27 protein-coding genes and 1 pseudogene are annotated in these 26,158 nt (G+C 69.1%); 11 read left to right on the forward strand and 17 right to left on the reverse strand.

From position 1 onward, the window contains the following. Window positions 1-5 precede the first annotated feature (5 nt). The 11 genes and pseudogenes from R2J76_RS13910 to R2J76_RS13955 form a co-directional block, all read right to left on the reverse strand. Window positions 6-929: a metal ABC transporter solute-binding protein, Zn/Mn family gene (locus R2J76_RS13910; protein ID WP_316412233.1), complete on the reverse strand. Its 924-nt coding sequence runs from the start codon at window positions 927-929 to the stop codon at window positions 6-8. Further along, on the reverse strand, window positions 929-1,291 hold the full coding sequence (locus R2J76_RS13915) for a NifB/NifX family molybdenum-iron cluster-binding protein (protein ID WP_316412234.1): 363 nt from the start codon (window positions 1,289-1,291) through the stop codon (window positions 929-931). Before R2J76_RS13915 ends, R2J76_RS13910 begins: the two co-directional genes overlap by 1 nt. 151 nt (window positions 1,292-1,442) lie before the next feature. After that, window positions 1,443-2,741 carry a sigma-54 interaction domain-containing protein gene (locus R2J76_RS13920; RefSeq protein ID WP_316412235.1) on the reverse strand — a complete coding sequence of 433 codons (1,299 nt, stop codon included), beginning with the start codon at window positions 2,739-2,741 and terminating at the stop codon, window positions 1,443-1,445. Window positions 2,742-3,068: 327 nt separating this feature from the next. After that, the gene (locus R2J76_RS13925; protein ID WP_316412236.1) at window positions 3,069-3,374 is read right to left on the reverse strand and encodes a DUF134 domain-containing protein; all 306 of its coding nucleotides are present in this window, start codon (window positions 3,372-3,374) and stop codon (window positions 3,069-3,071) included. 51 nt (window positions 3,375-3,425) lie between these two features. After that, window positions 3,426-3,830 carry a hypothetical protein gene (locus R2J76_RS13930; protein WP_316412237.1) on the reverse strand — a complete coding sequence of 135 codons (405 nt, stop codon included), beginning with the start codon at window positions 3,828-3,830 and terminating at the stop codon, window positions 3,426-3,428. An 86-nt stretch (window positions 3,831-3,916) separates the two neighbouring features. Beyond that, window positions 3,917-4,135, reverse strand: a complete 219-nt coding sequence (locus tag R2J76_RS21600; RefSeq protein WP_394366760.1) for an FmdB family zinc ribbon protein — start codon at window positions 4,133-4,135, stop codon at window positions 3,917-3,919. Between the two features lie 179 nt (window positions 4,136-4,314). Next, window positions 4,315-5,016 carry an ABC transporter permease gene (locus R2J76_RS13935; protein WP_316412238.1) on the reverse strand — a complete coding sequence of 234 codons (702 nt, stop codon included), beginning with the start codon at window positions 5,014-5,016 and terminating at the stop codon, window positions 4,315-4,317. After that, window positions 4,992-5,426 carry an ABC transporter permease gene (locus tag R2J76_RS13940; protein ID WP_316412239.1) on the reverse strand — a complete coding sequence of 145 codons (435 nt, stop codon included), beginning with the start codon at window positions 5,424-5,426 and terminating at the stop codon, window positions 4,992-4,994. Before R2J76_RS13940 ends, R2J76_RS13935 begins: the two co-directional genes overlap by 25 nt. Beyond that, window positions 5,423-5,848, reverse strand: coding sequence for a DrrA family ABC transporter ATP-binding protein (locus R2J76_RS13945; RefSeq protein WP_316412240.1), 426 nt, complete (start codon window positions 5,846-5,848; stop codon window positions 5,423-5,425). The genes R2J76_RS13940 and R2J76_RS13945 overlap by 4 nt, the downstream gene beginning before the upstream one ends. A 23-nt stretch (window positions 5,849-5,871) precedes the next feature. Then, window positions 5,872-6,222: pseudogene (locus tag R2J76_RS13950) on the reverse strand (ATP-binding cassette domain-containing protein); the annotation flags it as partial. 184 nt (window positions 6,223-6,406) lie between these two features. Next, window positions 6,407-6,796 (reverse strand): TetR/AcrR family transcriptional regulator, encoded by a 390-nt coding sequence (locus R2J76_RS13955; RefSeq protein WP_316412242.1) that lies wholly within the window; start codon window positions 6,794-6,796, stop codon window positions 6,407-6,409. Window positions 6,797-6,849: 53 nt separating this feature from the next. Between R2J76_RS13955 and R2J76_RS13960 the strand changes: the two genes are divergently transcribed. The 4 genes from R2J76_RS13960 to R2J76_RS13975 all read left to right on the forward strand — a co-directional run bounded on the left by R2J76_RS13960 (window position 6,850) and on the right by R2J76_RS13975 (window position 10,230). Further along, window positions 6,850-7,515 carry an alpha/beta fold hydrolase gene (locus R2J76_RS13960; protein ID WP_316412243.1) on the forward strand — a complete coding sequence of 222 codons (666 nt, stop codon included), beginning with the start codon at window positions 6,850-6,852 and terminating at the stop codon, window positions 7,513-7,515. A 210-nt stretch (window positions 7,516-7,725) separates the two neighbouring features. Beyond that, window positions 7,726-8,115, forward strand: coding sequence for a hypothetical protein (locus tag R2J76_RS13965; RefSeq protein ID WP_316412244.1), 390 nt, complete (start codon window positions 7,726-7,728; stop codon window positions 8,113-8,115). Next, a complete protein-coding gene (locus tag R2J76_RS13970) occupies window positions 8,109-9,083 on the forward strand; it encodes a M28 family peptidase (protein WP_316412245.1) in 975 nt (324 codons plus the stop codon). Before R2J76_RS13965 ends, R2J76_RS13970 begins: the two co-directional genes overlap by 7 nt. Before the next feature lie 133 nt (window positions 9,084-9,216). Then, on the forward strand, window positions 9,217-10,230 hold the full coding sequence (locus R2J76_RS13975; protein ID WP_316412246.1) for an alpha/beta hydrolase family protein: 1,014 nt from the start codon (window positions 9,217-9,219) through the stop codon (window positions 10,228-10,230). Between the two features lie 100 nt (window positions 10,231-10,330). On the opposite strand, the gene R2J76_RS13980 is transcribed toward R2J76_RS13975, so the two are convergent. Then, a complete protein-coding gene (locus R2J76_RS13980; RefSeq protein ID WP_316412247.1) occupies window positions 10,331-11,008 on the reverse strand; it encodes a TetR/AcrR family transcriptional regulator in 678 nt (225 codons plus the stop codon). A 72-nt stretch (window positions 11,009-11,080) separates the two neighbouring features. On the opposite strand from R2J76_RS13980, the gene R2J76_RS13985 reads away from it, so the two are divergent. The 3 genes from R2J76_RS13985 (at window position 11,081) to R2J76_RS13995 (ending at window position 15,167) form a co-directional block, all read left to right on the forward strand. Continuing rightward, complete coding sequence (locus R2J76_RS13985) at window positions 11,081-11,644, forward strand: class I SAM-dependent methyltransferase (protein WP_316412248.1); 564 nt, start codon at window positions 11,081-11,083, stop codon at window positions 11,642-11,644. Window positions 11,645-11,806: 162 nt separating this feature from the next. Further along, on the forward strand, window positions 11,807-12,031 hold the full coding sequence (locus tag R2J76_RS13990; RefSeq protein WP_316412249.1) for a hypothetical protein: 225 nt from the start codon (window positions 11,807-11,809) through the stop codon (window positions 12,029-12,031). A gap of 73 nt (window positions 12,032-12,104) precedes the next feature. Beyond that, window positions 12,105-15,167, forward strand: coding sequence for an RCC1 domain-containing protein (locus R2J76_RS13995; RefSeq protein WP_316412250.1), 3,063 nt, complete (start codon window positions 12,105-12,107; stop codon window positions 15,165-15,167). Window positions 15,168-15,175: 8 nt separating this feature from the next. On the opposite strand, the gene R2J76_RS14000 is transcribed toward R2J76_RS13995, so the two are convergent. After that, window positions 15,176-17,767 (reverse strand): hypothetical protein, encoded by a 2,592-nt coding sequence (locus tag R2J76_RS14000; RefSeq protein WP_316412251.1) that lies wholly within the window; start codon window positions 17,765-17,767, stop codon window positions 15,176-15,178. A gap of 266 nt (window positions 17,768-18,033) precedes the next feature. On the opposite strand from R2J76_RS14000, the gene R2J76_RS14005 reads away from it, so the two are divergent. Both R2J76_RS14005 and R2J76_RS14010 read left to right on the forward strand, forming a co-directional pair. Then, on the forward strand, window positions 18,034-18,207 hold the full coding sequence (locus R2J76_RS14005; RefSeq protein WP_316412252.1) for a hypothetical protein: 174 nt from the start codon (window positions 18,034-18,036) through the stop codon (window positions 18,205-18,207). 65 nt (window positions 18,208-18,272) lie between these two features. Then, the gene (locus tag R2J76_RS14010) at window positions 18,273-19,850 is read left to right on the forward strand and encodes a MutS-related protein (protein WP_316412253.1); all 1,578 of its coding nucleotides are present in this window, start codon (window positions 18,273-18,275) and stop codon (window positions 19,848-19,850) included. On the opposite strand, the gene R2J76_RS14015 is transcribed toward R2J76_RS14010, so the two are convergent. Further along, window positions 19,828-20,052, reverse strand: coding sequence for a BrnA antitoxin family protein (locus R2J76_RS14015; RefSeq protein WP_316412254.1), 225 nt, complete (start codon window positions 20,050-20,052; stop codon window positions 19,828-19,830). The genes R2J76_RS14010 and R2J76_RS14015 overlap by 23 nt on opposite strands. Continuing rightward, entirely contained in the window at window positions 20,049-20,336 is a 288-nt protein-coding gene (locus R2J76_RS14020) for a BrnT family toxin (protein WP_316412255.1), read from the reverse strand. Before R2J76_RS14020 ends, R2J76_RS14015 begins: the two co-directional genes overlap by 4 nt. A gap of 223 nt (window positions 20,337-20,559) precedes the next feature. On the opposite strand from R2J76_RS14020, the gene R2J76_RS14025 reads away from it, so the two are divergent. Continuing rightward, window positions 20,560-22,665, forward strand: coding sequence for a B12-binding domain-containing radical SAM protein (locus R2J76_RS14025; RefSeq protein ID WP_316415897.1), 2,106 nt, complete (start codon window positions 20,560-20,562; stop codon window positions 22,663-22,665). Beyond that, the gene (locus R2J76_RS14030; protein ID WP_316412256.1) at window positions 22,649-22,858 is read left to right on the forward strand and encodes a hypothetical protein; all 210 of its coding nucleotides are present in this window, start codon (window positions 22,649-22,651) and stop codon (window positions 22,856-22,858) included. The genes R2J76_RS14025 and R2J76_RS14030 overlap by 17 nt, the downstream gene beginning before the upstream one ends. A gap of 28 nt (window positions 22,859-22,886) precedes the next feature. Here the strand turns inward: R2J76_RS14030 and R2J76_RS14035 are convergent, their stop codons facing one another. Together R2J76_RS14035 and R2J76_RS14040 are read right to left on the reverse strand one after the other, a co-directional pair. Continuing rightward, window positions 22,887-25,472, reverse strand: a complete 2,586-nt coding sequence (locus R2J76_RS14035) for a serine/threonine-protein kinase (RefSeq protein ID WP_316412257.1) — start codon at window positions 25,470-25,472, stop codon at window positions 22,887-22,889. A 64-nt stretch (window positions 25,473-25,536) separates the two neighbouring features. Continuing rightward, window positions 25,537-26,157, reverse strand: a complete 621-nt coding sequence (locus R2J76_RS14040) for a pentapeptide repeat-containing protein (RefSeq protein WP_316412258.1) — start codon at window positions 26,155-26,157, stop codon at window positions 25,537-25,539. Window position 26,158 lies beyond the last annotated feature (1 nt).

The raw sequence follows: 26,158 nt of genomic DNA on the forward strand, positions 1-26,158 counted from the left end.
CGAGTTCAGTGCTTGGCTGCGGATTGGAGGACCTTGAGGAGATGGTCGAAAAGGCTGGCGTAGGACTTCGCCCCTGGAATGCCCTCAAGGGAGGAGGGCACCGTGAGCACCGTCAAGCCCGGACGTTCTCTGCAAGCCTCCACATACTCAGGAGGCGTGTTGGGATCCACCAGGACGATCTGCGCCTTCATCTGGGTCACGTAGTCCAGCAGCGCGGCCGGGGCCGGCAACTGCCCGGGCGTCGCCTTGCACACGATGAACTTGGGGCCGCCCATGCTCGAGAAGTTTTGCCAGCCGCACTGGAAGCTGAAAATCCGGACACCGTGGAGGGGCTTGAGGTCCTTCTTCCACCGGACGAGATCGGCCTTCAGGGCCGCGATGAAGGCCGCGGCATTGGCATGGAAATAGACTTCCGACGCGGGGGCCGCCTTGCTCAGGCCCTTGGCGACGTTGCGGGCGATCACGGCGCCGTTCTCGGGATTGAGCCAGAAGAAGGGATCGCCGGCCGAATACAGCGGGTCGGCGAAGCCCTCGCAGGTGCTGAAGGGCACGTTGGTCCGGAAGGCGCTCGGAGAGACGTCGACCCACTGGACGGCTGCGGTGGTGGCGCCCGGGGCCACCTGCAGAACCTTGTTTATGGCCTCCGTCTCCCGCAGGAAACCCGTCCAGACGATGACGCGGGCCTTGGTGAGCAGGTCCTTGGCGGACGCTTCCACGGCCAGGTCCTTCCGCAGGATGCAGCCCTTGAACAGGCTGAAGGTCTCCACCTGGTTGCCGCCCACCGCCTTGACGATGGCCTCCACGTCGGCCTCGGCCACGGCCACCGGCAGCCGTTTGCCTTCCCCGGCCAAGGCCACGGCCGCCAGCCCTCCGGCGGCGAAGAGTGTGAGAAGCGCGCGCAGCGCCTTTTTCGTGACAGGGTTGTTCATCAAGCACCTCCAGGAATGGGCGGGTTGCCGGGCGCACCAGGAATCCGGAAACGGGGTTCATGCAGAGCCCCCGTCGTGAATGCCGTGAGGACCTCGCGCACCTCCCCGGCGATGCCGGACAGCACCTGGATGCCCATGGCCTCCAGGTGTATCTTCAGGACCGTCCCGATGGCTCCGCAGAGCAGCATTTCCGTGCCCATGGCCTGGAGCCTCACGGCCTTCTCGAAAGGGTCGGTTGGTCGGCACTTCTTGTTCGCGAGCTTCTGGAAGGCCATGCCTTCCACCTGCCAGAAGGTGACCCTGTGGCAGAAATCAAAGGTCGGCGAAACACGACCATGAAAAGTTGGAACGGCCACCAGCATGAAACCTCCAGTCATGGGAGGGCAAACGGCGGGCCAAAACGTTAACTGATATTTTAATTACACTTTATTTGCAAAATTGCCACTGAGTCGCTGCCTGATTGCAAAGCGCACCCCTCCCAAGGGGCTTGAGATTGCAACCTGCACCCTCCGTTCAGATCCGCTTCAGTTTTCGCCAAAGGGTGGTCTTGTTAATGCCCAGTTCCTTGGCGACTTCCACCCGGTTGCCGCCATGGCGTTCCATGGCCGCCAGGATCATGGTCCTTTCCATCCCCTTGAGATCCGGCGCCGCGGGCACGTCGGCCCTGGCCCTCCAGGGCGCGGCCAGGGTCGGAGGCAGGCATTCCGGGCGGATCAAGGTGTGCCTGCACAACACGCAGGCATGCTCGACCGCGTTCTCCAATTCCCGGATATTGCCCGGCCACCCATAGCGCATGAGCGCTGCCATGGCCTCCGGCGTGAAGCCGCGGACCTGCTTCCCGTGCAGGCCATTCTGCTTCTCCAGGAAGCGGTGGGCCAGGGCCGGAATATCCTCCGCCCTTTCGCGCAGAGGGGGGATTGCAATCTGCAATACGTTCAACCGGTAATAGAGGTCCTCGCGGAACCGCCCCGCTTCCATCTCGGCGCGCAGATCCTTGTGGGTCGCGGCCACGAAACGCACATTGGCCTTGAGGGTGCCGTTGGACCCCAGCGGCTCGTAGGTGCGCTCCTGGAGGACCCGGAGCAGGCGCACCTGGGTGGCCGGGGAGATGTCCCCGATCTCGTCCAGGAAAAGCGTCCCGCCCTCGGCGGCGGCGATGCGCCCCTTGCGTTCCTTCTTCGCGTCGGTGAAGGCCCCCGCCTTGTGCCCGAACAGTTCGGCTTCGAGCAGCGTGTCCGGCAGGGCCCCGCAATTCAGCGTCACCAGCGGTTTGGGGAACCGGGGGCTCAGCTTGTGGAGGGCCCTGGCCATGAGTTCCTTCCCGGTGCCGCTTTCGCCGAGGATGAGCACGGTGCTGTCGCTTTCCGCGATAATGGGGAGCAGCTTGAACACCTCCTGCATTCGGTGGCTGGCGGAGATGATGTCCTGGAAGGTGGCGCGGCCATGCACGGCCTTGCGCAGCTCCTCGACGAGGGTCATGTCGCGAAACGTCTCCACCCCGCCGACGACCGCTCCGTTCGCGTCCCTCAGGAGGGCCGTGCTCACGCTGATGGGAAGCCGTTGACCGGAGGCCGTGAGGATGTTCACCTGCTTGTTGACGATGGGAGCCCCGCTTTCCAGGGTCTCCTTCAAGGCGCATTCGCCTTCGCAGATGTCAGCCCGGAAGACTTCGCAGCAAGGCTGGGCCAGGGCCGCGGTCGCCGAAACCCCCGTGATCTCGGCGGCCGCCCTGTTGAAGGACGTGACCCGGAAGCCACCGTCCACGGTGAACACGCCGTCATTGATGGAATCCAGGATGGTCCGCAGGTCCAATGGGGGCCCCGGGAACGCCGCGCCCGGCTTGACTGAACGTGTTCGGCCCACCGATCACCTCATGGTTGCTGGGTAAACCGCCTCCGGCCCGTCGGGAGCCCGGTTCGGTAGTGGCGAAGTCAGTAGCCTTCGCCATCCGCCGCCGCCTGGGCTTTGCCCCGGAAAAGGCGGAAGATCATTGCGAAAGTGGAATGTGGCCTTGTACCCGAACTGCACCCGATGCCAGAAAGGCGGACCACCCATGGGACCTCCGAGCCGAAGCGGACTAGGCTTCAGGGTAGGTCAATTTAAGCATATGCCCAATAAAAAGATACCGGCCAGGTGTCCTTAATCGGACTCGGGATCCACGGTATAGGCTCCGCCTTCGATGCGAAGGGCCAGTCCCCCGACGAGCGCCTCGGTCACCTTGCGATGGGCCGCATCCAGGACCCTCCCGAAGGTGGCCCGGGACACGCCCATCCTTTCCGCCGCGGCCTGCTGGTAAAGCCCTTCCTGGTGGGCCAGCCGGAGGGCCTCCAACTCCTCAAAGCCGAGCGTGACCTCCTCCAGTTCCATGAGGGGCACCCCCCGGGGCTTGAAATAGCGCGCTCCGGGCAGTTCTTCGACTCGCTTGCAGCAGGGACGGCGTGGCACTCGGCTCTCCAGAGATGACTATTCCGTCTTCTCCCCCGCCCTGTCCAGCCTTCAGACGGGCAGGGCCACCTGGGCCTCGAAATGGCGGACCCCCCGGAGGGTCCAGGTCTTAAGGAGGGCGCCCAAATACCACGCCTCCAGTTGGCCCGTGACCGGCCCGCCCTTCTCACTGTCCAGGATGCAGTGGAAGGCCGCCTGCACGGGCGCGTCGGTTCGGCAGAAGGATGAGGCCAACTGGTGATCGTCGACGGTGAAGCCGCCGCCATAGTCCAGGAGGTTCCCAAACCTGCCGGAAATCCGGAACCGGACGCCCTCGCCCCCCTGGACCCTCACGACCCACAAGAGGCCGCATTGCCGCTTCCAGCCCTCAAGGCCCTTGGGCAACACCTGGGCCACCGCCCGGGTCCGGGTGCAGGCAGGGGGCCCCATGACCAGGAGGAGCCCAGGGATAACCATCAAACTCGAGAACGACCCATTTCTGCCCATGCGCAACCTCCCCCATGAACGATCGCTAGCCAACGCCTGCCCAGGCCAAGGGCGACTCAAGCGAACGGGCACCCTCCCCCCGAGCAGCAGGAGCCACCCATGGCCGGTCCCGGCTCCTTGGCCCCGGCGAAGGCAAAAGCCGTCGTGGAAAGCTGCCGTTTCATCCCCGACGCGCAGCCACAGGAAGGGCAATCATGTTCTGCGCTCGCCCCCATGGATTCCAGGTTTTCCGCCCACTGACCGCAGGATCCGCACTTGTACTCGTAGATGGGCATGGCCCCTCCCTTGAAACATCTATATAATCCTATAGCTTGATTAGAATACAAGAAAGTATCTTCACCCGCTTTCCAGGAAATGCGCTTCCATCAGACCAGAACGAGCAGGGGAGCAAGGATGAAGAGCATGGGGCACTCCGTGTGCGATCCGACTCGCGCGTCTCGTGATTGGGGATAGATCAAAGGGTTCGCCTGAACGTCTTGGCCGCGAGCAGCAGCGCCACCGTGCCTATGCCCAGGAGGAGGAGGATGTCCAACCCGACGCTTAGTGGGTCCACCTGCCTGAGCATCACGGTCCGGAGGCCCTGCACCACGTAGGTCATCGGATTGATGGACGCCAGGGCGCGGAGCCACGTCGGGAAGGCCTCCAGGGGATAGATGGCCCCGCTGGGGAAGAACAGGAGGGTGTTCAGCAGGCCCGCGAGGATCTTGGGGGTCATGGGGTCGTCGATCGGGCCCATGAGCAGGAACATCAGGGCGTTGAAGGCATATCCGACCGTGATGGTGAGGATCAGGACCCAGAGCAGGGACATGGGGAGGGCGATCAGGTTCACGCCGGCCAGGGTTGAGCCCAGCACGGCCACGAGGAATCCGCAGATGGTGGCCTTGACGGTGCCGGCGAGGACCATTCCGCCGACCAGGTCGAGGGTGCGGATGGGGGTCACCAGGAATCCCTCGTGAACCCCGCGGACCCGGTCCTCGTTGTAGAGCATGCCTCCGCCGAACATCACCGAGAGGAAGATCGCCAGGGCCATGATGCCGGGGAGCAGGAAATTGATGTAGCGGATATAGGGGTAGATCTCCACCTGGTCCAACGCGATGGAGCCTCTCAGCCGGGCCGCGTGGGGGGGCGCGTTCAAGGTGTCGACGATTTCCTGCATCTTCCTGCCGATGCCACCGCTGACGAAGGCGTCCGTGTTTCCAGGAGGAGGCCGATGCGGGGGGCCTCGTCCCGGAGGACCCGGCGGGTGAAGTGGGCGGGTATGATGACCGCGGCCTTGAGGCGGCCCTGGGCCACGGCCCCTTTCGCCTCGGCCTCGTCAGCGAGGGGCACGGTGCGGAACGTATCGGCGTTGGCGGCCACCGCCTGGAAGGCCTCCCGCAGGCGCACCGATTGGCTCCCGCCGTCCAGGTCCACGACGCCGACGGGGGACCGCGTGACCTTCCCTCCAAACGCGTTGCCCATGAGCAGGAGCTGCACGAGCGGACCGATCAGGGCGACCCCCAGGAGCAGCGGGGAATGGAAGAATTTCCGGAGCTCGCGCTCCGCGATGGCGAGCATGCCCATCATGCGACCTCCTTGCGGCGCCCCTCTGGGGCGCCCTGGGACCTGTCCAGGACATGCCCAGTGAAGTGGACGAAGACGTCATCCAGGGTGGTGGGTTTCACCGCGATCGAGGCCAGCTCCACCCCTTCCCGAACGGCGAGCTCCACGAGTCCGGTGATTGCCTTGGAGCCGTTCTCCGTGCGGAAATGCACGGTCTCCGTGTCAACCCGCGCGAGGTTCCGGATTCCAGGCAGTCGCTCCAATCGGTCCATCCAGCCGTCCGGAACGTTCACGAAGGAGGCCTCCACCAGGGTCCCCTCGGGGACGCTCCTTTTCAGGTTCTCGGGCGTGTCCATCGCGATCAGCGCACCGTGATCCACGATCGCGACCCGGTCACAAAGGAAGTCCGCCTCATCCATGTAGTGGGTCGTGATCAGCATGGTCATGCCCTGCGACCGGTTCAGGCGCTTCAGAAGCTCCCACACCCGCACGCGGGAAACGGGAGCTTGTGCACGAGATCGACGGCTTCGAGAAGCTCCTGGATGGCGGTTTCCCGCCGGAGCCTCTCCACCCCGTAAAGCTTGGCGTATATGGAGAGGTTTCCCCGCACCGTGAGATCCGTGTCGCTGGTCATGGCCTGGGGCAACACCCCGATGCTCTTCCGGACGGCGTCCGGGTGCGAGCGGACGCTGTGGCCGTCGATATGGACTTCGCCCTCCGTGAGGGGGACGAGCGCCGTCATCATGCGGATGAGGGTGCTTTTCCCGGCGCCGTTGGGGCCCAGAAGCCCCAGGATCTCCCCGGGTGCCACGTCGAGACTGATCCCTCCCACGGCCTCGAAGGCTCCAAAGCGCTTGACGGCATTCCGGACCCGGATCGACCCGGTGGGCATGCCCTCGGAATCGGGGCCGCTCATCGCCGCCTCCCGCGCAGGGAGGCCGGAATCACCGTCTCGGCCGTCATTCCTGGGACGAATCGGCCCTCCGGGTTCGGGATCCCCAGTTTCAGGCGGACCGTCCTGATGTCCCTCTTCTCGTCATTGACGTCCCGTTGGGTCGCGAAAAAGGTATGACCTGCTGGATGAACTGCCACTCAAGCGGATGCTCGCGGAAGAATTCGATCCTCAAACGCCATTGCCGCCAGAGTTCCCGCTCGAAGGGCGTCTCGGGTTCGAAACCCTCGACGACGAGATCGGCCAAGAGGGTCACCTGCTCCTGCCAGAGCTTGTAGATCAGGTCCTCCCTGTCCTCGTAGTAGATGTACAGCGTGGCCGGGGATACGCCCGCCGCCTTGGCGAGCTTCTGCATGGAGAAGGCGTCGAAGCCATCGAGCACCAGCATCTCGAGGGCGCACTGGCGGATCTTTCTGGCCTTTTCCGGATCCCGCTGGCGCATGCCGACCTCCCGATTTCAATAATAAACAAACGTTCGTTTATGCCAAGGAGGCGGTGACGGATGCCAAAGCGACGGACCCGTTGACCCGGTCGATGGCCACCGGCGATGAGGACTTCTCCATCGGCGGGTTCGCGGACGATGTGGCGGCGGTGGTGGATCGACTCCCATTCCCGCGGTTCTTCCTGGTCGGGCACAGCCTGGGGGCTTCCGTGGCCTCCTGCTTCGCGGGGAGGTATCCGGACCGGCTCCAGGGCCTGATCCTGGTGGACTTCGGAGGTGATCCCCGCGACGATGGCCCCGCTGAACTTGCTTGGCTGATGGACGGGCTTGCCCCTGCCAACTTCGAGACCTTCGCAGAGCAGGCCATGAAGACCTGCCTGCGCGGCGCCAGGACTGGCGTTGCCGACCGGGTCCTTGCGGGCTTGAAGGCCACACCCAGAAACAGCTTTTCCGGCGCTGTGCTGGGCCTGATGGACTTCGATCCCGTCGCCTCCCTTGCCCATGGACCGGACCGAAAGCTCCATCTCTATTCCTCTTTCCTCGACACCATGGGGCTCGTTCCCATCCATCAACGGGTCCATGGAATGGAGGCCGAGCAGATCCCTGACTGCAGCCATTGGGTCCATCTTGACGGTCCCGAACTGTTCAACCAATCGCTGCAGCAATGGTTGAACCCGGCGTCCCCACATCCACCTTTCCAGCCTCCACCCGAAGGATGAAATCGTAATCCTGCAACGTGCCCATCCGATGACGCAGCCCGCAAGGAGTTGAGGAAGATGAATACCCCTGTGACCGTATCCCGGGCGAGAGAAGGATGCGTTTCCTGTCCCAGGATACGGGTGTGCCCACGCCCTGCCTCGTCCGGCTTATTCCCCATGCTATGTTTGGGTGTTCACCTGCACATGACGGCACCTGTGGTGGAGACCCGGATGGCCTTGGAAATGCATGCTTCTCCATCCTGGCGGCGACGGCTTTCAGTCGCCCTCGGATTGGCCCTGGTGCTCCCTGGCATCCTCGGAGCATGGCACCTATGGGTGAACCGCGACCGCGGGGCGCGGGTCGCGCCGACAGCAGCAACGCCCTGGCGCCGGAAGGATCCCGCGCCCGGCGTGATCCACCTGGAACTCCATGGCCTGGGGTATGGACTTGGCCTGGCCCAGGGAACGGCAATGAAGGGGGAGATTCGCGAAATGGCCCGGTTCCTGCTGGAGGATTTCCTCGGGAAGGACGTGCTTGGCTCGGGAAGGGCATGGTTGGCCACCGGGACCACCATTCCCGTCACGCGGGGATCCTTCCTGAAACTGGAGCCCGCGTGGTGATCCGACCGAATCTCGCCCTTCCCTTACTCTTGGCCGGAGCGATGGTGGGTTGCCGAACTCCGAAGCTGGCGCCGCCACCAGCGGCGGTGACAGCCGCCTTCGAGGGAATGCCTTCCCGGCTTGAAAGCCATGTGCGCATGCTGGCCGAGACCCTCGCACCCAGGGACTCAGGCCACCCCGAGAACCTGGACCGGGTTGCGGCTTACGTGGAGGCCCGCTTCCGGGAGACCGGAGCCAAGGTCACCACCCAGCCCTACACCGTCGAGGGTCGTATCTACCGGAACGTCATCGCACACTTCGGCCCCGAAGAAGGCCCCTTGATCGTGGTTGGGGCGCATTACGACACCTACGGCGCCACGCCGGGAGCCGACGACAACGGCAGCGGCGTCGCGGGTCTCCTTGAACTGGCCGGACTCCTGGCCATGGAAAGCCAGCATCATCCCATCGACCTGGTCGCCTACACTCTGGAGGAACCGCCCTTCTTCCGCACGGAGCACATGGGCAGCGCCCACCACGCGAAAGGCCTCAAGGATGCGGGCAGGAGGGTGAAGGCGATGGTCGCCCTGGAGATGATCGGGACGTTCTCGGACGCGCCCCAAAGCCAGGGCTATCCCATCGGCCTCCTGAAACTGTTCTATCCCTCCCAGGGCAATTTCATTGCCGTGGTGGGCAACCTTGGAGGCTTCGGCCTGACTCGCCTGGTCAAGGGGGCCATGCGGTCCGCCACCCCCCTGCCGGTCCGATCCATGAATGCCCCCAAAACCCTTCCCGGCATCGACTTTTCTGATCATCGCAATTACTGGAAGGAGGGCTTCCCGGCCGTCATGGTGACGGACACGGCCTTCAACCGTAACCACGCGTATCACGAAGCCGGAGACACTCCCGGACGGCTTGATTACCGTCGGATGGCGTTGGTCGTAAAGGGGGTCAGGGAGGTCGTTGCGGCCCTGGGACGAGGCGACGACTGAGATCACCTTTATTAACCCAGACATAGCAGACGAGGAGACCTACAATGGCCCGGCACGGCGACATGGCGGGACCCAGCCGCCGCGAATGAACGATATCGATAACAGAAGCGCCATCCATCCTGGGAGGATTGCCATGAAAGCTGCTACTTGGTTCTGCCGAGTCCCCCTTTCCTTCCTATTTTTAGCGGCCCTGCCTCTGGCCGCCCAGGTGGGCTGGTCCAACTACGAGGTTCCCGGCAAGGACGAAGGAACTCCGGCCATCACGGTGGCGCTCTACTACCCCAGCCCCTCGCAATGCCGGGACATCCCCATGGGCCCCTTCAGGATCCACGCCGCCATCAAGGGTGAGCAGGAACCCACCGTCAAGGGCCTGATCGTGGTGAGCCATGGACTTGCCGGGTCGGAACTCGCCCATGGCCGATTGGCCGAGGCCCTGGCCGCCCGTGGGTACCTGGTGGCCGCCCTCCGCCATCCGGGCGACAACTGGATGGACAGCTCCTTGTTGAACAAAACCCCGGAGCGGTACTTCTCCGAGCGGCCGCGTCAGGTTGGCCGGGTCATCGATGCTTTGTTGGCCGACCCCGCCTGGAAGGACCGCATCGCCCGGGACGCCAAGGGCCCGAGGATCGGCGCCATGGGCCATTCGGCCGGGGGCTATACCGTCCTGGCCCTGGCCGGGGGTGTCGCCGACCCCACCCAGTCGACCCGGCACTGCCGGGAGGAAGGCAAGGACGACCCTCTGTACTGCCGAACCGTCGGATCCTTGCGGCCCGTCGCCCAACCCCAGGTCGGCCCGCCCCTCAAGGACGACCGGGTCCGCGCCGTGGTGGCCCTGGCCCCCCTGGGCGTCCTGTTCACGGCCGAGTCCTTGGCCAAGGTCCAGGTCCCGGTGGCGATCCATGCCGGAGCAAAGGATCGCTGGCTGGTCCCGCGCTTCCACGCCATGTGGATCGCAAAGAACCTACCCGGCGCGGAACTGCACATGGTGCCCAACGCCTGGCACTTCGCCTTCATGGATACCCCAAGCATCCCCATCCAGACACCGGACGGCGACATCGCCGCCGACCCACCCGGGTTCGACCGGGCCGCCTATCTGAAAAATCTGGGGCAGGGAATTGCGGACTTCTTCGACAAGACGCTCAAATAGCACGAAGGGTGTGCCGTGGCCCAGAAGTAGCCGAGAGCCAGCACCAGGCCAATCCCCCTGACCCGAAGGCCCGGTGCGCGAAGCGCAGCCCACAGGCGTTCTACACCAGCGCCCCCAACGCCCTGGCATAGGCGGCCCGCACCTCCGCGACGTCGGCCCAGGCGGGAGGGTCGTGGGCGAGCCGGCGGCTCACCAGGGCCGTCAACTCCGTGGCCAGCCAGGCGTGGGCCAGGGCCTCCGCGGGGGGGCGGGGAAGGCGGGCGGCCAGGATCCGGGCGGCCTGTTCCACCTTCCCGGCTTCGGCCAGGATCCCCTCCGGGGACTGGAACCGCGCCAGCTCCGTTTCCAGGGAATGCATGAGCGCGGGCCGGTCCCCGTGGGCCTCCAGCAGGTCCTCCAGCAGGGTGGTCAGGATCCTGGCGGGGGGCTCGTCCCCCTTGGCCATCCGGGCAATGGCCCCGGCGATGATGGGGTGGATGCCGGCCCTGTGCCGGGCGGCCAAGGCCCGGAACACGTCGTCCCGGTCGGCGAAGTACTGGTAGAGGGAGCCCACGGATACTCCGGCCGCCCGGGCGATGGCGTTAGTGGAGGCGGCCGCGTATCCCTTCGTCTCCAGGATCCGGGCGGCGGCCTCCAGGATGGCGGACACGGTGTCCCGGGACCGGGTCTGACGGGCCGCCTTGCGGGAGCCGCCCGGGTCGGAAATGCGAGCACCCGGGGTCGGCGTGGGGGGCGTTACGGCGGGCAAAGGAAAGGAGGACTTGGGTTTCCGTGGCATGGGGCGGTCCCTGGGGATGCGAATCAACAATGTGAGCGATCACTCGTATTCTAAGCGAACCCAGGAGCCCCCATGACAGCCCCTTCCTCCCACGCGGTGATCCCAGCCTGGCTGGTGCCATTCCTGTCCCTGCCCCTGCGCCGGCTCTGGGACCAACCTGAACGCCTCGTCCTGCCCCTGGTCCAACCCGGGGCGCGCATCCTGGAGGTGGGCCCGGGGTCGGGTTGGTTCACCTGGCCCATGGCCCTGGCCGTGGGCCCCGCGGGGCGGATCCTCTGCGTGGAACTGCAGGAGCCGGTCCGGCGCCGTCTGGCCCGGGCCGCGGTGCGCCGGCACCTGGCCCAGGTCGAGGTGCGGGCCTGCGGGGCCCACGATCTGGGCCTGGAGGACCTGGCGGGGACCCTGGACCTGGCCGTGGCCATCGACGTCCTCCACGAAACGCCGGATCCGGCGGCCACCCTTCGCCAGATGGCCGCGACCTTGCGCCCCGGGGGCCGTCTCCTCATCCGCGAACCCAAGGGCCACTGCCCCAGGGCCCTGTTCGAGGCCGAGCAGGCCTGGGCGGTGCAGGCGGGCCTGGCCCCCGCCCCCTGGGATAAGCCCAGCCCCATGGCCGCCCTCTTCCAAAAGGTCTGAGTGGCCTCCGCCGCCTGGACCCGCTGGGGAACCTGCCCTCAGCGCGGGGAGGTCCCCGGCGACCCGCCGGTCTCGATCCAAGGGTCCTCAGGTGCCCGCGTCAGGACTTCAAAACCATCGGACGGCACGAGCACCGCAGGCTACCCGGGATCATGGGGACTTATGAGTCTGGACCAGATCCACACCGTCCTCGCCGTCGCGGAAACCGGCAGCCTGGAAGACGAACTCGGCACCCAGCTCTTCCACCGCACCTCCAGGGGCATGCTCCTGTCGGACGCGGGGGCGCGCTTCGTGACGCACGCCCACCGCATCCTGGGCGCCATCGAGGACGCTCGGGATGCCTGCCTCCTCCGGGATGAACGCCGGGCTCCATATTCCTTGAAATAGAACGGAACCCGGACTAAAGTAGGCCCGCCCCACCCCACAGCTCGTTGGCCTGCATGCTTTCTGGGAGGTGCCCATGGCCCCTTTGCGGCTTGGACTCCGGACGCGGTTCGCCCTTCTCGCCCTTCTGGCCGCCCTGGCCGGCTGCGGAAGCAGTTCGGGAGGCAGCCCAACGGTCCCCGCGGACCCGTCGATCTCCGCCTTCTCGGCCACGCCCGCCCTCCTGACCCGCGGGGCCACGGTGGACCTGACGGCCACCTACCGGGACGGCACCGGCACCGTGGACCACGGCGTGGGCGCCCTGGCCAGCGCCGCGGTGGCCCACGCCACGCCGCAGGAGGCCACGACCTACACCCTGACGGTCACGGGCAACGGCAAGACCGTGACCCGGACGGCCTCGGTGGACGTGGTCGCGCCTCCGGTCCAGCCGGTGGTGCAGGCCGCGGCCCAGGCCACCGAAGGCCAGACAGCCCTGGCCGCCTCGGTGCCGGCCCAGAACGGGTGCACCTTCGCCTGGACCTTGACCTCCGGCACCGTCACCGCCGGCCAGGGCACCGCGCAGATCACCTTCACCGCCGGCGCCCCCGGCAGCCTGGGGATCTCCTGCGTGGCCACCAACGCCGCCGGCACGGCCTCGGCGGCGGGGACCGCCACCTGCACGGTGGTCGCCGCGCCCCGGCTGGCCTCCTTCCTGGCGACGCCGGCCATCCTTACCCTGGGCGACGCCTGCGGCCTCACCGCCCAGTTCAGCGGCGGCACGGCCCTGCTGCAGCCCGGGGGCATCGCCCTGACCAGTGGCCAGACCGTCCAGGTGACACCCACCACCGACACCCACTTCACGGTGACCGTCACCAATCCGCTCGGCGTCAGCACCGCCCTGGGCCTGGACGTGCAGGTGGTGGCCCCGCCCGTGATCACCGCCTTCTCTGCGGCGGGGGACTGGCTCCCCATGGCCCAGGGCCTCACGCTCTCCGCCACCTTCAGCGGCGGCACGGCGGTGGTCCGGCCCGGGAACCGGACGATCCTCAGCGGCACGGCCCTGCCCTGGACCGGGCCGATGCCCGATCGCTTTGAACTGGCCGTCACGAACGCCGCCGGCCGGGTGGCCACCCTGCGCGCCCAGGCCCGGCCCCGCCGGGCGGTGGCCCTGGGCCGGAACGGCTCCTGGATGCTCAAGGACGACGGGACGCTTTGGGTCTGCGGCCAGAACGCGACCCAGATGCCCATGGGGTATCCGGACTGGACGCCGGACACCTCGGTGCCCACCCGGAACGCCGCCCTGACCGGCGTGGTCAGCCTCGTCGGCAACCAAAGCGGGGCCCTGGCCCTGAAGGCGGACGGCACCGTCTGGCACCTCGAGGCCAACGGCACCTTCCCGGCGGCCCTCCTCCCGGGCCTTCCCGCCATCACCTCCATCTCCAGCAGCGGCAACCACAATCTGGCCCTGGCCGTGGACGGCACCGCCTGGGCGTGGGGTTCCAATTTCAGCGGCGAGCTGGGGGACGGTACCACCACGACCCGCGCCACCCCGGCCCAGGTGCTGGGCCTCCCGGCCATCGAGGGCCTCCATGCCGGGTCCAACAGCAGCTTCGCCTTCGGGGCGGACGGCACGGTCTGGGGCTGGGGCAGCAACTACAACGGACAATTGGCCCGGGCATCGGGAGCCAACGTGCAGGCCCCGGTCCAGCTCCAGGGCCTGCCCTTTCCGGCCTCCCTGGCCCTCACCGGCAATGGCACCTTCGCCCTGGATTTCGAAGGGCGCCTGTGGGCCTGGGGCAACGTCCCCGGCAGCACCAACCCCACGACCGTGACCCGGCAGACAGACCTGCCCGGCGCGGTGCGCCTGGTCTCCGACTCCCGCCTCGCCGCCGCCCTGGCCCTGGACGGCACCCTGTGGACCTGGGGCCCCAATTATTCGGGAAGCCTCGGCACCGGAGACTTCGAGGCGCGGTCGTCCGCGTTCAAGGTCGCCCTGGGGCCGGTTCTGGATCTGGCGACCGATGGCGCGTCCACCCTCGCGCTGCTCCAGGACGGCACCTTCTGGACCTGGGGCGACAACAGCGCCGGCCAGCTGGGCGACACCATCCCCGTGGACCGCACCAGCCCGGTGGATCTGGCCATTTCCAGCCCCCTGACCGCCCTGGCGGCCTCCACCTGGTCCACCGCCGCCGTGACGGCCGATGGGGGCCTCTGGCTTTGGGGCCAGGATCCCCGGACCCCGGCCTATCGCTTCCTGACCGTGCCCACCTCCGCCCCCGGTTTCGCGCCCCTGGCCCGGGTGGCCATGGGCTTGTACCAGGGCCTGGCCCAGCGGGTGGACGGCAGTCTCTGGCGCTGGGGCTGGGCCAATCCGGTCTCGGCGGACGATGGCTTTTCCGCCCAGGCGCAGGTCACCGGCCTCGGGCCCGTGGCCGGAATCACCTCGCCCGGTTCGTCCACGTTCTTCGTGCTCCAGGACGGCACCCTCTGGGCGCAAGGCAACAACAGTTCGGGCAACCTGGGCGACGGTTCCACCACCACCCGGCCCACGCCCGTCCAGGTGACGGGTTTAACCGACGTGCGTCAGGTCGCCGCCAGTTCCTGGCACACCCTCGCCCTCGACGGCGCCGGACGTATCTGGGCCTGGGGCGACAACTCCTACGCCCAACTGGGGGACGGCACCCTGACCAGCCGGACCTCCCCGGCCCTGGTCCCCGGCTTCACCGGGGTGACCTCCGTCAGCGCCGGGTCCACCTTCTCCGCGGCCCTGCTGGCCGACGGCACGGTCAGCACCTGGGGCTGGCTGCAGCCCCTGGCCTACCGGGCCCCACCGGCCGTGCTGCCGGGATCGGCCAACACCCGGGCCCTGGCCGCCGGCCAGCAGCACCTGCTGACCCTGCAAGCCGACGGGACCGTGCGCTCCATCGGGAACGCCGGGAACGGGCAAACCGGCCAGGGCACCTTCAACAGCCTGGCCACCCTGACCGCGATCCCGGGCCTCACCGGGGTCCAGGGCATCGCTTCCTCGGGCTACACGTCCTTCGCCTGGGGCGCCACCTTCGCCAAGGGCTGGGGCCAGGACGCGTGGGGCAGCCTGGGTCTGGGGCGGATCATCGAAAGGCCCACCCCCGGGCGCATCGAGGGCCACACCGCCTGGTGAAATCCAAGCTAGGGGGCGGTCCAGCCCACGCGGGTGCGCAGGCCGTCCTCCTCGAAGGTCATGTCCACCCGCACCTCCCGGACGCCCTCGAACAGGCCGAAGTCCTCCCCGGGCTTGCGCACCGGGAGGAGGGGACGCCAGGGCGTGCCGTAGCGCAGGTTGCGGGGGGTCGATCCGGGGCCCAGGTCGGCGGCGGGCAGCAGGGGCGCGCCGCCGAAGACCCGGCGGCTGCGGTCCTTGGCGGCCTCCACGTCCAGGCCGGAGGCGAGCCAGGGGGAAAGCCAGCGCTGCTCGGCCCAGGCCCGGTCCGCCTGGCCCTCCACAGCCGCCTGCCAGGCGGCGGGTAGGCCGAGGTTCAGGTCGCAGGGGCGCAGGGACAGGGCGGCGTGGGAGGCCGCCCGGGGGGCGGAGCCGGAAACCAGGGGCGCGGTCTGGGAGGTGTCGTTGCACACCACCAGCCAGCCGTCCTCCAGGTCCAGGGAGAAGCGCAGGGTCACCAGGCCCAGGAGGGAGGCGCTGAGGATCAGGCGCTGGCCCGTCTCCTGGTGGACGCGCCATTCCAGTTCCCTGGGCAGGCCCTGGCGCAGCGCGGCGCTCTGGGCAAGGCGGGCGAAGCCCTCCCGGGCCGCGGCGGGGTCGCGCACGGGGATGGCCAGCGCCACGGGGCGGGTGAGGGGGCCCAGGAGGAGCGGGGCCAGGAAGAGGAGGCCCCCCTGGGCGAGACGGTCCTGGGTGGCCAGGAGGCCGGCGGGGGAGCCGCCTCCCACCTGCAGCACGGGGGCCGCGTCCAGGAAGGCCAGGTGCGCTTCGCCGCCCAGGGCCCCCAGCAGTTCCCGGAGCACCGGCACCGGGGACCTGCCCAGCAGGCCCGCCCAGTCCACGGGAAGGCTCAGGGTGGCCACCTGGGGCCGGGCCCACCGGGGGGCGGCGGCTAGGGCCGGCAGGGGCCCCGGCTTCAGGAACTGCCGGAGCTGGCGGTAGGCGCTCTGGTCCAGCAGGGGGAGGATGAAGGTGTCCAGTCCGTAGGCCCCGTCCCGGGCCTCCAGGCGCAGGGCGATGGGATCGAAATAGCGGCTCCAGTACTGGCTGTAGTTCGCCCGGAAGGCCTCGTAGGCCTGGGCCTCCCAGGCCTCCACCTCGGCGGGGGGCGCCGGGGGGCGCATGCGGTCGAGCCGGCCCCAGACCCGGCTGGCCACTCCGCCGTCCTGGACGGAGAACCCGGACACATCCAGGCCGGGCTCGAGGTAGCCCAATTTGCGGAGCGTGGGAAGGTCCAGGGGGCTGCCGGGAGCGTCCAGGCGCCGCAGCTCCACGGCGGCCGCCACGGCCTCCAGGTCGCGGCGGGCGGCGGCCTGGCGCATCTGGCCGATGCGCTGGGCCGGGCCCACCAGGCGGCGGATGAAGGGGTCGGAAAGGTAGGCGTAGGCCCGGGTGGCCTCGGTGGGGGCCAGGTGGGTGAGCATCACCTTGAATTCGTCCGAGGCGCCCAGGGACCCCTGTCCTCCCGCACGGTGGAGGGCCAGGGCCCGGTCCAGCTCCGCCCGCGAGGTGGACAGGAAGACCCGCCCGCCCTCCCGGGCCCGCCAGGCCTCGCCCCGGGGGGTCGCCACCGCCTTGGGCGCGCCTGTGCCGAACAGGGCGGCGGCCACGGGGGTGAGCTCGGCCACGACGGTGAGGTCGGTGCCGCCCAGGAGGTTCAGGTCCGGCAGGAAGACGGCGGCCGAGGAAACCGCGCCCAGGAGGCTCCGGCGCACGCCCAGGTCCTCCAGGGCCCGGGCGATGAGATCCCGGTCCAGGGTGCCCTGGCGGCCGAAAGCGCTCACCCGGGCCAGGAAGGCCGCGCCGCCCCCCGCCAAGCCGTCCAGGGCGGCGGCGGGATCCGGCAGGTACAGGAAGGCCCGGTCAGGCGGCACGCACAGGGCCAGGGCCGGCACGGCGGGCTGGCGTCCGCCCAGCATTTCGGCCCAGGGGTGCGCGGCCACGGTGATCCCCGGGATGGAGGCCAGGGAAACCCGGGGCGCGGCGGCGCCGGGGGCGCCCTCCAGGCCGCGGTCCAGCTGCAGGGTCTCCTGCACGGCGGCGCGGCCCCCCAGGAGGCTGAGGAGGCTGGGGCCCTCGTCCCGGCGGCGGGGGGCCACCGGTCCGGGCTCCCGCCCTCCGAAGAAGAGCCGGTTCTGGATGGCCCGGAAGCCCGCCACCAGGGGCGAGGGATCACCGGCCCCCTGCTCCCAGGCCCGGGCGCGGGCGCGGGCCCACTGCTCCAGGAGGGACCGGTCGCCGGTCTTGCCACCTTCCAGGTCCCAGGCCTGGGCGCCGGGAATCCCCTCAAGGCGGGCGGTCCTGGCGCCGGGCACCCGCAACGCCAGCACGGCGACGGTCCGCGGGCCCGGCCCGGCCTGGGCCGGGGGAACCAGGAACACCTGCCGAACCCCCGCGACGGCCACCACCTGGGGCCAGGGCTGCCCGGTCGGAAGGACGAGTTCGGTCCTCACCACCTCCAGGCCCAGGGCCGCGTCGCGGTAGCGGGCCACCGTACGCAGGGGGGCCTGGGCCGCCAGGGCCAGCGAAAGGAAGGGCACGGCCAGACGGAGTGGGTTCATGGGATCTCCTCCCTGCCACCCTACGCGAAACCCCTTATTTTGGCCAATACGCTCGCATCCGAGGCGTGAACACCACGTCCCGAAGGGTTTCAACGTGAAACCTCTCAGCCGAAATTCGCAACAATGGATTGCCCGCATTTCCGGAGGAGACCAGGGAGGGCCGCCATGAAATGCCCACCGGCCAGGGTGTCACGAGTGAAGCCTACGCCCCGCTGGACATGGGGCGGACGACCTTCGGATCCAGATAGTCCTCGGCTGTTCCGTGTATGTCTCCCCTGCTGAAGGGCATCCGGGTGGGTCTGCCGTTCTTCATGGTGCTGGTGCTCCTGGTGAATTTCGAGAAGTTCGGTTGGCGCGCCAGGCGGATCCTGGGGATCAAGATCGCCCTTGGGATTCTGTGCCTGGCGCTCTATCAAGCGGCCTCCGCCTACCTTCCATGACGGCTTGGCGCGTCTGCCGCTCCAGGCGGGTCCCGGATCCGGGCATGGTAGCCTCTGGGGATCCCATGACGAATCTGCCCGCCGACGCCCCGCCCGAACGCGACCTGGACCTGGTGCGGAACTATCACGTGGCGCTGGGGGACGCGCCCGGCACCGTGGACGAAACCACCTGGCAGGACCTGGCCATGGATGAGGTGTTCACGAGGATGGACCGCACGGTGAGCTGGCCCGGAAGCCAGGTGCTCTACCGGTGGATGCGGGTGGTGGAACCCGAGGACCGGGTCCTGGAGGAGCGGTCCCGGGGCTACCGGATCCTCCGGGACTGCGGGTCCTGGATGGACCGGGCCAGGGCGGTCCTGAAGCCCCTCGGGGATCCCGGCGGCGCCTTCCTGGCGCCCTTCCTCATCGTCGGGCTCCCGGAACAGCTTCCGCGCCCCTGGCTCTACGTGCTCTGCGCCCTGATCCCCCTGCCCTGCTTCGCGGCGTGTGCCCGGGTGCCCTGGCTGTTCCTTCCGGGGCTGGCCTTCCTTTGCGTGAACATCCTCATCAACACCGTCCTCGGGCCGAGGCTGGCCCCGTACTATCCGGCCTTCTCCAGGATCCACGCCCTCATCGAGGCGGGCCTAAGGATCGCGGCCCTGCCCGACGCGCCCGCCCTGCCGGAAATCGAGCGGCTGCGTCGGTGCCGCCCGGCCATGGCGCGGGTGCAGGCGCGCCTGAGCACGCTTTCCGTGGACCGCAGCCAGCTGTCGGAGCTGGCCGCGGCGTTCTTCGGCTACCTGAACATGCTGTTCCTCATGGATATCATCTGCTTCCTCCGGGCCGTGCCGGCCCTGCGGCGGGAACGGGAGGAACTGCGTTCCATCCTGGAGACCCTCGGGGCCCTGGACGCGGCCATGGGTCTGGCGCGTTACCTCCAGGACCTTCCAGAGGGCCATGTGGAGCCCGCGTTCACGCCGGACCGGGACGTGGACATCGCGGGGGCCTGGCATCCCCTGCTCTCCCGCCCCGTGCCCAACGATCTGGCCCTGCGGAACCGGTCCTGCCTCGTCACCGGTTCGAACATGGCCGGCAAGACCACCTTCATCCGGACCATCGGGATCAACTGCCTGCTGGGCCAGACCCTCCATTTCTGCCTGGCCCGCCGCGCCAGCCTCCCCCGCCTCCCGGTGCAATCCTCCATCCGGCGCAGCGACCACCTGGAAGCGGGCCAGAGCTACTACCTGGCGGAGGTGGACCGGCTGCGGGCGTTCGTTTCCGCCGGACCCGGAGATCCGCCGAAGGTCCTGCTCATCGACGAGATCTTCCGGGGAACCAACACCCAGGAGCGCCTCGCGGCCTCCACCGCGGTCCTGGACCACCTCCAGAAGGGCAACCTCCTGCTGGTCACCACCCACGACCTGGAATTGGGCGAAGCCCTCGGGGCCAGCTTCGATCTCTACCATTTCTCCGAGCAGGTCGTGGATGGGACCTTCGGGTTCGACTTCAAGCTGCGCCCCGGCCCCGTCTACACCCGCAACGCCATCCGGCTCCTGGAACTCCGCGGGTTCCCCGCCTCCATCACCCGGGAGGCCCGCCGTCTCGCCGGCTCAGGGCGATCCTTCGGCAGCGAAGCCTCCCTTACACCCGGGCCGGCCAGGTGATTTGAACCTTCCGGTGCTTGGCAACGCAATCCCGGAGGTAGAGATTGATCAGGCTTTGATAAGGCACGCCTGCCTCCGTGGCCATGGCCTTGAAGTAGAGCACCACATCCTCGGAAAGCCGCATGGTGACGGGCTTTTTCAGCTTGGAGGCATAGGGGTTCTTGCGGGCCTTCATTTTTGAGAGATCGTATTCTGCTTTCATTTGGCTTCACCCTTGTAGAAGGCGCTTTCGGATTTGGTGGCAAGGCGCGCCGAAATGATTCGAATGACCGTACCCGCCCGGCGCTCGCAATGGCAGACGAGGAGCAGCCGAGGGCCGGAACTCAGGCCGAGCATGAGGAATCGATCCTCGTCTCCGGAGTGTTGATCGTCAAAGAACTGGACTGCAAATTCATCGAGGAAGACGGATTGTGCCTCTTCAAAAGTGACCCCGTGTTTCTTCTTGTTGGCGATGGCCTTGGCGGGATCCCATTCGAACCAAATCATAAATACAGTGTATTGCCGTTCGCGGAGCCGTCAATACTGCTATAAATACTGTAAATGAACGATATTGATAACGCCGACAGCGTTGACACGATGGCCGCAGCCTCCCCGCCTGAGGGGAGGGTTCGTCCCGGCGGGGCTTCATTGTAGACTTTTCCATGGGTCGCACGCTGCAAGCACCTGGGGCCGCCGGATGCGGCCCGGGCCGGCCTGGAGGACCTTGGACGTGCCCCGTGACCCCGTGATGTTCGTGATGGCGCCCGGCGGCGATCTGCCGGCGTTCTCGGAGCACCTGGGCGCGGCCTACCTGCGCGCCGTCCTGCGGGGGGCCGGCATCGGCGCCGGCCAGTACCTGCCCCCGGCCCCGCCCACCCTCCCGGACTTCGCGACCCTGCTCCGGGCCCAGCGCCCGGCCATCGTCGGCTTCACCGTGTACGAGACCAACCTCTACCTGAGCCGGATCCTCGCGCGGATCGTGCGGGAGGTGCTGCCGGAGACCGCGGTGCTGGTGGGCGGCCCCAACGCCACCTTCAGCCCGGAGGAGACCCTCGAACTCCTGGGCGCCGACGGCGTGGTGCGGGGCGCGGGGGAGACGCTCATCGTCCCCCTGGCGGAACGGATCCTGGCCCGGGGCCGCACCGGGCTCGCGGAGCGGCTGGCGGACCTGCCCAACCTCGTCCTGGCCAGCCCCGGGGGCCCCCGGGCCACCGCCATCACCCAGCTCTCCAGCTTCCCGGAGGGCCTCGCGTCCCTGGACGACCTGCCGTCCCCCTACCAGTTGGGCCTGGTGGCCTCCCCCAGGCTGGGCTACCTGACGGCCCGGGGCTGCGACCAGCACTGCACCTTCTGCAGCTTCGCGGCGGTGTCGGGGCACCGCATCGCCTTCCACAGCGTCGAGCGGGTCCTGGACGACCTGGAGGCGTTGGCCGCGCGCTTCGGGGGCGGCGCCCGGCCGCCGCGGGTGCAGCTGTACGACGACGCCTTCACCATCCGGCCCGGGCGGGCCCGGCGCATCTGCGAAGGGATCCTGGACCGGGGCCTCCGCCTGGAACTCACCGCCATGACCCGGGCCGACCGGGTGGACGCGGACCTGCTCCGGCTCATGCGCAGGGCCGGGTTCACGGGCCTCTGCTTCGGCCTGGAATCCGGCTCGCCCAGGGTGCTCAGGGCCATCGGCAAGGTCCGGGCCCCCGAGACGCGGGTGGATCCGGAGCTGGCCCGGGAGCGGGGCTTCCTGGATTCCGTGCGGGCCGCGGTGGCCGCGGCCCGGGAGGCGGGCATGGACGTGGAGACCAGCGTCATCCGAGGCCTGCCCGGGGAGACGGCGGAGGACTGGCGGGCCACCACCGAATTCGTGGGTTCCCTGGGCCTGGAGGCCTGCGCCGACAACATCCTGTCCCTCATGCCCGGAACGCCGCTCCACCGGTCGCGCCGGCGCTTCGGCCTGGATGCCCGGCGGGACCCGGCCTCCCAGGCCTGGGTCACGACCCATGCCCATGCGGTGGGGTCCTGGCCGCCGGTGCCGGGCAGTTCCCTCTTCCAGCGCAACTGGCGGGAGGGGCAGGCCCTGGCCGACGCTCTGTGCGGCCGCGTGCCCGAGGGGCCCGGGTCCGGCGCCGCCGTGGTGGTGGCCCATGGCCTGGGCCCCACGCCGGCCTTCGCCGGGTGGCTCAGCCAGGTGCTGGCCCTGGGCGGCCTGCTCCTGGTGCTGGACAGCCCCGAGGAGGAGGCCCCCCGCTGGGCGGCGGCCCTGGCCCGGGCCTCGGTGCCCTATGGCGCCTGCCGGCTCCTCCGGCCCGCGGAGGAAGGGGGCTACCGCCTGGAACTCCTGGGCGGCGCCGGGGCCCACCGGGTGACCCTCCTGGATCGCTGGGACCGGGACCAGGCCCTGGCCCCCCTGTCCCTGGACGCCGCCGGGGCCTGCCGCATGACCGTCGGCCTCGCATCCGCCCCGGGCTTCCACCCCGCTCCCCTGGGCGAGCCCGGGGACGTGCCCTTCCTGGGCCCCGGCCTGCAGGTGGCCGATGCCTGCCGTTGGCGGCCCGGCCCTCCCCGGTGCCGGCACCTGCGCGCGGTGCACGTCTTTGCCGACGGGGCGGTGAGGCCCTGCTGGCACGGCCCCCGCCTCGGCACCCTGGGGGACCCCTGGACCGCCCTGCTCGCCGCCGCGGACCGCCACTCCTGTCCCCTGGCCACGGAGGGGAACGGCGCCACCCTCGCGGCCCTGGATCTTGCTTCCCAGATGGCCTGGCTCTTCCCCCCGAGGCGGGGACCCGGCCCTTCCCCGAACGCCTCGGACAACCCAGGAGCGGATCATGGAATCCATGAATGAGAAGGACTTGCGGATGGCGGCGGGGGATGCCCTCGTGGACGCGGTGAAGGCCCACCTGGCGGAGCTTCAGGCCCAGGGCCTGACGGCGGAGCAGATCATGCAGGCCGTGGCCGAGACCTTCGCCCTGGATCGCCTGGGCAGCGTGGGCCGGCTCGTGCCCACGGGGCTCCTGAACGGGCCGGACGCCCAGTAGTCCTAGGCGGGGGCCCCCGGCCCCCGCCTCACTTCAGGCCGCTGAGCAGGTACAGGCTCGAGGGCAGCTTCACCAGGTTGGCGGCCACCGCCTTTCCGCCGGGCGCCACGAAGGCGTTGGTGAAGATCTGCCCCCGGTCCTCGGTGGTCAGGGAAAAGGCCGGCTTCCGCCCGCCGGTCGCCAGGTCCAGGGCCTCGATGGCCAGGGGCAGCGGCCCCTGCTTCCACACGTAGATCCCCTTGGAGTCCGCCGTCCAGCCCGCCGCGAATTCCCCCGGCCGCAGCCCGGGAATGGGCCGGGGCGCCCGGTCCGGCGCCTGGAGGTCCACCAGGACCGTGCGCCGCTGCTCCTCGGCGAGGCAGGCGCGCCCGTCGGGGGAGGGCCGGATCCAGTCGGCTGTGCAGGTGGTGCCCTCCGGGCTGAGGGGCCGGGGCGGGCCGCCCTGGAGTTCCAGGCGCCAGAGCCGTGGGGGGCGGCCCGGGGCGTGCCCGGCGGCCAGCAGGGTCTTCCCATCCGCGGACCACTGGATCTGGATCAGCCCCCCCAGTTCCGGAACCGCCAGTTGGCGGGCCTTCCCCTGGGGTCCCGTGGGGGACAGGACGATGCTCACCGGGGTGCCGGGGCCGATCACCGCCAGCCAGGCGCCATCCGGGGACAGGGCGCCGACGCTGCCGCGGCCGAGGAAGGTGGGCAGGCCCCCTTCCAGGGTCCGGCTGTAGAAGGAGGAATCCGGGCCCTCCGGACGGGTGGCGGGGTGCGTCTGCACCAGGACCCGCCGGCCGTCGGCCGTGAGGCCGAAGAGGTTGCCCCCGCCCCTCACCGACAGGTCCTGGGGCTGGAGCCCGGGGCTCCAGATGCGGATGCTGGTGTCGAAGCGGGATTCGCTCAGGAGCAGGCGCCCCTGCCGGTCGGCGTCCTGGACGCACCAGGAACCAGGCATCTCTGCCAGCTTGCGCGCCCGGCCCCGGAGGGAGAAGGCGAGGATCTCGCTGGAGCCCCGCTCGCTCTTGGCGACGGTGACGATCTCCGCCCCCCGCCAGGCGAGGCCCAGGTACCGGGCCCTCTGGGGCAGGACCCGCAGCCCGCCCCGGGCCAGGTCCAGGACCACGATGGAGGTTTCGGCCAGGATCAGGTCCTGCTGGCCGCACTCCAGGAAGGCCAGGTAGCGCCCGTCCGGGGAGAACCGGGGGTTGGCCAGGTAGGTTCCCCGCTCCAGGCGCACCGTGCCCAGGGGCCACTCCAGGCGGAAGTGCCCCTGGAGGTTGCGCACCGCGGCCAGGTCCCCCGCGGGCGAGAAGTCCGCGGCGACCACGTCCTGTTCCAGTTCCCGGGGCGCGGTGCCCCGGCTGGCCGTCGTGGCCAGGGTGCCGCGGAAGAGCTCGATGGCGTCCACGTCGCGCCTGGGTTCGGTCTGCAGCGCCCAATCGCCCTTGGCGGAGAGACCCAGGAGCCGGGCCGAGACGCCGCCCGAAGGGAACTCCTCCAGGTTGTCCAGGCGCACGGTGATGAGCCGGGGCGGCCTGTCGTCCTGCAGGAGGTCGTAGACCACCTCCTGGCCGTCCGGGCTGAACCGGGCCCCGCCGATCTCCCCCTTCTGGAAGGTGATCCGGCTGAACTGGGGCGGCCCCGCGGCGCCCCGGGCCCAGAAGCCGCCGACCACGAGGAGCCCCGCCAGGGCGAGCCCCGCCGCTCCCCAGCGCACCCGGTTCCGCATGGCCCCGGTCCACCAAACTGTCGGGCGGTACCGTTCGGGCGAGGAGGTGTTCCCCTGGGACAGGCTGCGCAGGGCGAGGGCCAGGTCGTGGGCCGAATGGAACCGCCCCTGGGGGTCCTTCGCCAAGCAGGCGTCCAGGATCCGCTCCATGGCGGAAGGCACCTGGGCGGTGGGGTCCAGGGTGGGCAGATCCTCCTTGAGGATCGCGTTGAGCACCTCCACGACCGTGGGCCGCTGGAAGGGCCGCATGCCGGTGAGCATTTCCCAGAGCATCAGGCCGAGGCTGAACAGATCGCTGCGGCCGTCCACCACGTCGCCCCGGATCTGTTCGGGGCTCATGTAGGCCGCCGTGCCCACCAGGGGGCCCTCGTGGGTCTTCAGATCCCCCGCGATGAGGGTGGCGGTTTCCCCGGGCACGTTCCGCTGGGGGGTGGCGATGCCGAAATCCAGCACCTTCACGTGGCCCAGTTCCGTGATGAACAGGTTGTCGGGCTTCAGGTCCCGGTGGACGATGTTCCGGGCGTGGGCGGCAGCCAGGCCGTCGGCGACCGCGGCGGCCAATTCGGCCGCCTTCTTCCAGGGCAGGCGCCCCTCGTTGAGCAGCGCCCGGAGGGTGCGGCCTTCCAGCAGTTCCATGACCAGGTAGGGATGGCCGTCCTGTTCCCCCGCGTCGAAGACCTGGACCAGGTTCGGGTGCGACAGGGAGGCGAGGATGCGGGCCTCCCGCCGGAAGCGGCGCAGCCGCTGGTCGTCCTGGGCGAAGGCGGCGGGCAGGACCTTGACCGCCACGTTCCGGTCCAGATTGGGATCGTGGGCGCGGTACACCTCGCCCATCCCCCCCGATCCGATCAGGCCGAGGATTTCGTAGGTGCCCAGGTGAGTACCGATCAACTGTGTCATGGGGTGGGGAGGATCCTGGATGGGAACCTCTTCAGGCTAACAGATAGCCGAGCGTAGGAGGCGCTCAGGCCAGGATCCGGAGCCCCATGAGCCCCGCCAGGTAGGCGGCCTGTGCCGGATCCACGATCAGGCCCTTCAGGTCCTCGATGCGGATCCGGAGGCCCTTGAGCTCCGCCCCCCGGAAATCCGCCCCCGCAAGGCGGGCGAAGGACATCTGGCACTCGCCCAGATCGCACCCCGCGAAGGAGGCCCCCTTGAGATCCGCGCCCTGGAAGGAGGCGCCGCGCAGGTTGCAGTCCTTGAAGCGGGCCTCCCGGAGGCCCGCGTCCCGGAACTGGGCGAAGGACGCGTTGCAGCCTTCCAGCGCGCAGCCCTTGAGGTAGGCCCTGGAAAGATCCAGGCCGACCATCCTGCACCCCTCCAGGCGCACCCCGCCCAGATGGGCCTTCTCCCAGGCGGCATTGGCCAGGTCGCATGCGTCGAGGGTGGAATCCGTGAAATCCACCTTGGGGAGCCGGGTGTTGGCCAGGCCTACCCGCGTCAGGCGGCAGCCCAGGAAGGAGACCAGGTCGGCGGCCTGGCCCTCGAAGCTCTGCCCCTCGAAGGCGAGCCGTTCGAACTTCTCCTCCGTCCCCAGCTGGGTCAGCCCCTGGGGCGCGGGAGGAAGGTGGAGGGCGGGCCGCATA

Origin of the sequence: Mesoterricola silvestris, assembly GCF_030295405.1 — a bacterium.
Lineage (GTDB): Bacteria > Acidobacteriota > Holophagae > Holophagales > Holophagaceae > Mesoterricola > Mesoterricola silvestris.